Genomic DNA, 7,027 nt, shown 5'->3' on the forward strand with positions numbered 1-7,027 from the left:
ACGGTGCCGCCCGTGGGTGACCTGACGGAATGGCCTCCCAAGGGCGCGGTCGCGCTGGACACCGATTCGCTGTACGAGGACTTCGCCGCCGCCGGCTACGACTACGGGCCGGCCTTCCAGGGGCTGCGGGCGGCCTGGCGACGCGGGGACGAGATCTTCGCCGAGGTGGCGCTCGCCGAGGAGCAGCAGGCCGAGGCCGCCCGGTTCGGCATCCACCCGGCGCTGCTCGACGCGGCCCTGCACGGTGTGCGTCTCGGCGCGTTCTTCGACGACGCCGAGCAGGTGTGGCTGCCGTTCGCATGGCGCGGGGTGACGCTGCGCGCGGCGGGTGCGTCGGAGCTGCGGGTCTCCCTCGCCCCGGTCGGCGCCGACTCGGTGTCGGTGACGGTGGCCGACGGCACGGGCGCCGCGGTGGCGGCGGCCGAGTCCCTGGTGTTGCGCCCGATCGACCCCGAGCAGCTCGCGGGGGCGCGGCACAACGACTCGCTGTTCCGTATGGAGTGGACCACGCTGCCGGACTCGGTGTTGGGCGGCGCTGAGCGGCCCGGCGCATGGGCGCTTATCGGCGCGCCCGAGGGACTCGCGGGGTCCGGTCTCGACGAGGCCGGGGGCATCGCGTACGAGAGCCTCGACGCGCTCGGCGCGGCGATCGACACCGGCGCGGTCGAGGTCCCGCCCCTGGTCCTGGCCCCGCTGGCTTCCCCGCCGGAGGACATGCCGTCGGCCGTACGGAACACCGCCCACCAGGCGCTGGCGCTGGTCCAGAACTGGCTGGCGGACGAGCGGTTCGCCGCGGCGCGGCTGGCCGTGGTGACGTGCGGTGCGGTCTCGGCGGGGCCGGGCGAGGACGTGCGGGATCTGGCGGCGGCCCCGATCTGGGGCCTGCTGCGCTCGGCACAGTCGGAGCACCCGGGCCGCTTCGTCCTGCTGGACACCGACGCGAGTCTCTTGTCGGCCGCGACGCTGCTCGACGCTGTCGCGGACGAGCCGCAGCTGGCTGTTCGCACGGGCGAGGTACGCGTACCGCGGTGGGTGCGAGCCGCCGCGCCGCCGGCCGACCACCGCGTTCCACCGCTCGATGAGCGTGGCACGGTCCTGGTGACGGGTGCTACGGGCACGTTGGGTGGTCTGGTGGCTCGGCATCTGGTCGCTGAGCACGGTGTGCGGGAGTTGTTGCTGGTCAGTCGGCGCGGGGCGGACGCGCCGGGGGCGGACGGGCTGATCGAGGAGCTGACCGGGTTGGGTGCCCGGGTGCGGCTGGCGGCGTGTGATGTCGCTGATCGCGGGGCGCTCGCCGAGTTGCTGGGGTCTGTTCCGGATGAACATCCGTTGACGGCTGTGGTGCACACGGCGGGTGCGTTGGATGACCGTCTGGTGTCCGCGCTGGGGCCTGAGCACTTCGAGACGGTGCTGCGTCCGAAGGTGGACGCGGCCTGGAACCTGCACGAGCTCACCAAGGACCTCGACCTGTCCGCCTTCGTGCTCTTCTCCTCGGCGGCGGGCACGCTGGGCAGCGCCGGTCAGGGCAACTACGCGGCGGCGAACGTCTTCCTCGATTCCCTCGCGCAGCACCGCAAGGTGGCCGGGCTGCCCGCCGTGTCGTTGGCCTGGGGCTTCTGGGCCCAGCGCAGCGCGATGACGGGGGAGCTCGGCGACGCGGACCTGGCGCGCATGGCGCGTTCCGGCCTCGTGGCGCTCTCCTCCGAGGAGGGCCTCACGCTCTTCGACACCGCGATCGGCGCGGACGAGGCGTTGATCATGCCGGTGCGCCTGGACGTGGCGGCGCTGAGGGCGTCGGGCGGGGGAGTGCCCGCGATCGTGCGGGGTCTCGTGCGGCCCTCGGTGCGCCGGACGCGGGCGATCCAGGCCACGGGCAGTGCCGGTGGTTCCGGGCTGGCGCAGCGACTCGCGGCCGTTGGCGAGGCCGAACGGTCGCGCATGATGCTGGAGCTGGTGCGCGGGCACGTGGCGGCGGTGCTGGCGCACGGCTCGGCGGGCGCGGTGGAGGATGGCCGGGCGTTCAAGGAGCTGGGCTTCGACTCGCTGACCTCGGTGGAGCTGCGGAACCGGCTGAATGAGGCGACCGGGCTGCGGTTGCCCGCGACGCTGGTGTTCGACCACCCGACGCCGGTCGCGCTGGCCCGGCACCTGCTCGCTGAAGTGCTCGGCGAGCAGGGCGCGGTGGCGGTCCTGGTGGCCGCCTCGGCGGGCGACGAGGACCCGATCGTGATCGTCGGCATGGGCTGTCGGTATCCGGGTGGCGTGGGTTCGCCGGAGGAGCTGTGGGACCTGGTCGCCGCCGGCACCGACGCGGTCTCCGAGTTCCCGATGGACCGCGGCTGGGATCTCCGGAGCCTGTACGACGCCGACCCGGACCGGCAGGGCAAGAGCTACGTGCGGGAGGGCGGTTTCCTGCACGACGCCGCCGAGTTCGACCCCGGGTTCTTCGGGATCTCACCGCGTGAGGCCATGGCCATGGATCCGCAGCAGCGGCTGCTGCTGGAGACCTCGTGGGAGGCGTTCGAGCGCGCGGGCATCGACCCGGCCTCGCTCAAGGGCAGCCAGACCGGCGTCTTCGCCGGAGTGATGTACAACGACTACGGCTCCCGGCTGCGCATCGCCCCTGAGGGCTTCGAGGGCTACCTGGGCAACGGCAGCGCGGGCAGCGTTGCGTCAGGCCGTATCGCCTACACCCTGGGTCTTGAGGGTCCTGCGGTGACGGTGGACACGGCATGCTCGTCTTCGCTGGTGGCGCTGCATCTGGCGGCGCAGGCGCTGCGCCAGGGGGAGTGCTCGTTGGCGTTGGCCGGTGGCGTGGCCGTGATGTCGACGCCAGCGGTTTTCGTGGAGTTCAGCCGTCAGCGGGGGCTCGCGGCGGATGGTCGCTGCAAGTCGTTCGCGGACGGCGCGGATGGCACGGGGTGGGCCGAGGGCGCGGGGATGCTGCTGCTGGAGCGGCTGTCGGACGCGCGGCGTAACGGTCATCCTGTGTTGGCGGTGGTGCGTGGTTCTGCGGTGAATCAGGATGGTGCGTCGAATGGGTTGACGGCGCCGAACGGTCCGTCGCAGCAGCGGGTGATCCGCCAGGCGCTCGCGAACGCGCGGCTGTCGTCGGCCGATGTGGACGCGGTGGAGGCGCATGGTACGGGTACGACGTTGGGTGACCCGATCGAGGCGCAGGCGTTGTTGGCGACGTACGGTCAGGATCGCTCGGAGGAACGGCCGTTGTGGTTGGGTTCGTTGAAGTCGAACATCGGTCATGCGCAGGCTGCTGCGGGTGTGGCGGGTGTGATGAAGATGGTGTTGGCGATGCGGCATGGGGTGCTGCCGCGCACCCTGCATGTGGATGAGCCGTCGCGGCAAGTGGACTGGTCGGCGGGTGCGGTCGAGTTGCTGACCGAGCAGCGGGAGTGGCCGGAGAGCGACCGACCGCTCCGTGCTGCGGTCTCCTCGTTCGGCATCAGCGGTACGAACGCGCACGTGATCATCGAGGCGGCACCCGCGATTGACGTGGAGCCCGGGGACTCCGTTGCGCCTGCGGTGGTGCCGTGGGTGGTGTCGGGGCGTGGTGTGGGTGCGTTGCGGGGTCAGGCGGGGCGTTTGGTGTCTCGTGTGGAGCGTGATGGTGGGTTGTCGCCGGTGGATGTGGGGTGGTCGTTGGCGTCGGGGCGTGCGGTGTTGGAGCACCGGGCTGTGGTGGTCGGTGATGGTGTTGGTTTGCGGTTTGGGTTGGGTGCGTTGGCGCGGGGTGAGGATGCGCCGGGTGTGGTGAGGGGGCCGGATGAGGGTGTGGGTTCTGGTCGGTTGGCGGTGTTGTTCTCGGGTCAGGGCAGTCAGCGGGTGGGGATGGGCCGTGAGTTGTACGGCCAGTTCCCGGTGTTCGCGGACGTGTTTGACCAGGTGTGCGGGCTGTTGAATCAGGAGCTGACTGGGCATGTGGAGCGGTCGGTTCGCGAGGTGGTGTTCGGGGATGCGGGTCTGCTGGGTCAGACGGTGTTCACGCAGGCCGGTTTGTTCGCGGTCGAGGTGGCGCTGTTCCGGCTGATCGAGTCCTGGGGTGTTGCACCCGACTTTGTGGGTGGGCATTCCATCGGTGAGATAGCGGCGGCTCATGTGGCCGGGGTGTTCTCGCTGGAGGATGCGGTTCGGCTGGTGGCGGCTCGTGGCCGGCTGATGCAGGCACTGCCCGCCGGCGGAGCGATGATCGCCCTCCAGGCCACCGAAGCCGAGGTCACGCCTCTCCTCGCCGAGTATGGGGACCGGATCGGCATCGCCGCGGTCAACGGGCCGACTGCTGTGGTCGTCTCCGGCGACGAGGACGCCGCTCTCGCCGTCGCGGAGGTGCTGCGCGGCCAGGGCCGTAAGACCAAGCGCCTCGACGTCTCGCATGCGTTCCACTCGCCGCGCATGGCCCCGATGCTGGACGACTTCCGTACCGTCGCCGAGAGCCTGGCCTACGCGGCGCCCCGCATCCCCGTCGTCTCCAACGTGACCGGCAAGCTGGCCACGAACGACGAGCTGGGCTCGGCCGAGTACTGGGTCCGCCATGTCAGGGAAGCAGTCCGCTTCGCGGATGGCGTGACCGCCCTTGCCGAACAGGGCATCTCGACGTTCCTCGAACTGGGTCCCGATGGCGTGCTCAGTGCCATGAGCGAGGAAGTCGTGGTGGACGGGGTGTTCGCCCCCGTTCTGCGGTCCGGTCGGTCCGAAGCCGAGAGCCTGTTGTCGGGATTGGCGCAGGTCTGGGTGCAGGGCGTGGCCGTGGACTGGGCTGCGTTCTTCGCTGGTACGGGTGCGTCGCGGGTGGATTTGCCGACGTATGCCTTCCAGCGTGAGCGGTTCTGGCTTGATGCGCCGGCTGGGGTGGTTGGTGTGGATGAGGTGGAGGCGCGGTTCTGGGAGGCGGTGGAGCGGGAGGATTGGGAGTCGCTTGCTTCGACGCTGGATGTTTCTGGTGATGAGTCGTTGCGTGCGGTGTTGCCTGCGTTGTCGTCGTGGCGGCGGCAGCGGCAGGAGCGGTCTCGGTTGGATGGCTGGCGTTATCGCATCGGTTGGAAGCCGGTGCCGGTTGAGTCGTCGGCGGTGCTGTCGGGGACATGGCTGCTGGTGGTTCCCGCGGGTGTGGCCGGTGAGCCGTGGGTTGAGGAGACGGTGCGCGGGCTGGAGGGCCGGGGTGCCGAGGTACTGCGTCTGACGGTGGAGCCTGCCGCAGACCGGACACAGCTCGCGCAGTCCATATCCGAGGTAGTCGCGAACCGGGCGTCTGTGGGTGGTGTGGTGTCGCTGGTGGCGTTGGATGAGGCTGTGCGTGACGGTGTCCCTGTGGGGTTGGCGGGCACGTTGGTGCTGGTGCAGGCGTTGGGTGACGCTGGGGTGGAGGCGCCGCTGTGGGCGGTGACGCGTGGTGCGGTCTCGGTGGGTGAGTCTGAGTCGCTGGTGAGTGCGGTGCAGGCGCAGGTGTGGGGGCTTGGCCGGGTGGTGGGTCTGGAACACCCGGAGCGTTGGGGCGGTCTGGTGGATCTCCCCGAGACGCTCGACGAGCGTGCGGTGGGCCGGCTGGCGGGCGTGCTGGCGGGCGTTGGTGGTGAGGATCAGGTCGCGGTCCGCTCGGCCGGTGTTTTCGGTCGTCGTTTGTTGCGGGCTGGTGGTCGCGGTGTTGGCCAGGAGTGGCGGGCCAGTGGTACGGCCCTGATCACCGGTGGTACGGGTGCGCTGGGCGGGCATGTTGCCCGCTGGCTGGTGTCGCGTGGTGTCGAGCATCTCGTACTGACCAGTCGCCGTGGCCCTGATGCTCCGGGTGCGGAGGAGCTGGAGTCGGAGTTGCTGGGGCTTGGGGTGAAGGTCACTGTCGCTGCTTGTGATGTGGCCGACCGCGCCGCGCTCGGGCAACTGCTGGCCTCGATCCCCGCCGCGTATCCGCTGACGACCGTGATCCACGCCGCCGGTGTGCTGGACGACGGAGTCATCGAGTCCCTGACCCCCGAGCGCTTCGCGAGCGTCCTGCGCGCCAAGGCGGACGCCGCGCTGCACCTGCACGAGTTGACCAAGGACCTTGATCTCTCGGCGTTTGTGCTGTTCTCGTCCCTTGCCGGGGCCGTTGGTGGGGCGGGTCAGGGCAACTACGCGGCTGCGAACGCGTTCCTCGACGCGTTGGTGGAGCAGCGTCGTGCGCTGGGACTGCCGGGCACGTCCGTGGCCTGGGGACCCTGGGCCGAGGCCGGAATGGCGGTCGGTGGCAGCCACGAAGACCGGATGCAGCGCGGCGGTCTCGCCGCGATGGACCCCGCTGAGGCGCTCGCAGCCCTGGGCCAGGTGCTCGACCGCGACGCGACGTACGCGGCGGTCGTCGACGTGGACTGGGAACGGTTCGCGTCGGACTTCGCAGCCGAGCGGCCCTCCCCGCTGATCAGTGACATCCCTGAAGCCCGCAAGGCACTGGAGTCGACCGGTGCCGCGTCCGCGAGTCCGGCGGCGGACACGGCGGCCGCGCTCCGGGAACAGCTGGCCGGGCTCGCTCCGGCGGAGCAGGACCGGATGCTGCTCGAACTGGTACGCACGCAGGTCGCCGCGGTGCTCGGACACGCGGACGCCGAGGGCATCCCCGCTGGGCGAGCCTTCAAGGACCTCGGTTTCGACTCGCTGACCGCCGTCCGGCTCCGCAAGCGGCTCAGCAAGACCACCGGTCTGCGCCTAGCGGCCACCTTGGTCTTCGACTACCCGACGCTCAAGGCACTCTCCGACTACCTGCTCGGCGAGTTGCAACAGGACGGTCCGAAGCGTTTTGACGTCATTCTCGGCGACCTCGAGAAACTGGAATCAGGCATTGCTGAGATGGCCGCCGATGAAACCGCGCGTGGCGAAATCGCGCTACGTATCAAGGCGATCCTGAAGCTGTGCAGCGCGGAGGAAGAAGGCGACACCGCGCCCGCTGGGGCCGAGAAGTTCGATTCGGCTTCAGACGACGAAGTATTCGATTTCATCAGTAATGAGCTCGGGATTTCGTGACTTGATCCCTGCATATTTTGAC

General features: G+C 70.1%; 1 protein-coding gene. It reads left to right on the plus strand.

Annotation, left to right across the window (positions count from 1 at the left end; all coding sequences use genetic code 11):
• The coding region (locus tag ACZ5GP_RS06370; protein ID WP_468749697.1) for a type I polyketide synthase at nt 1-7,005 on the plus strand (7,005 nt) is incomplete at its 5' end.
• Between the last annotated feature and the right edge of the window lie 22 nt (nt 7,006-7,027).

Source organism: Streptomyces sp. NPDC031466 (genome assembly GCF_055581265.1).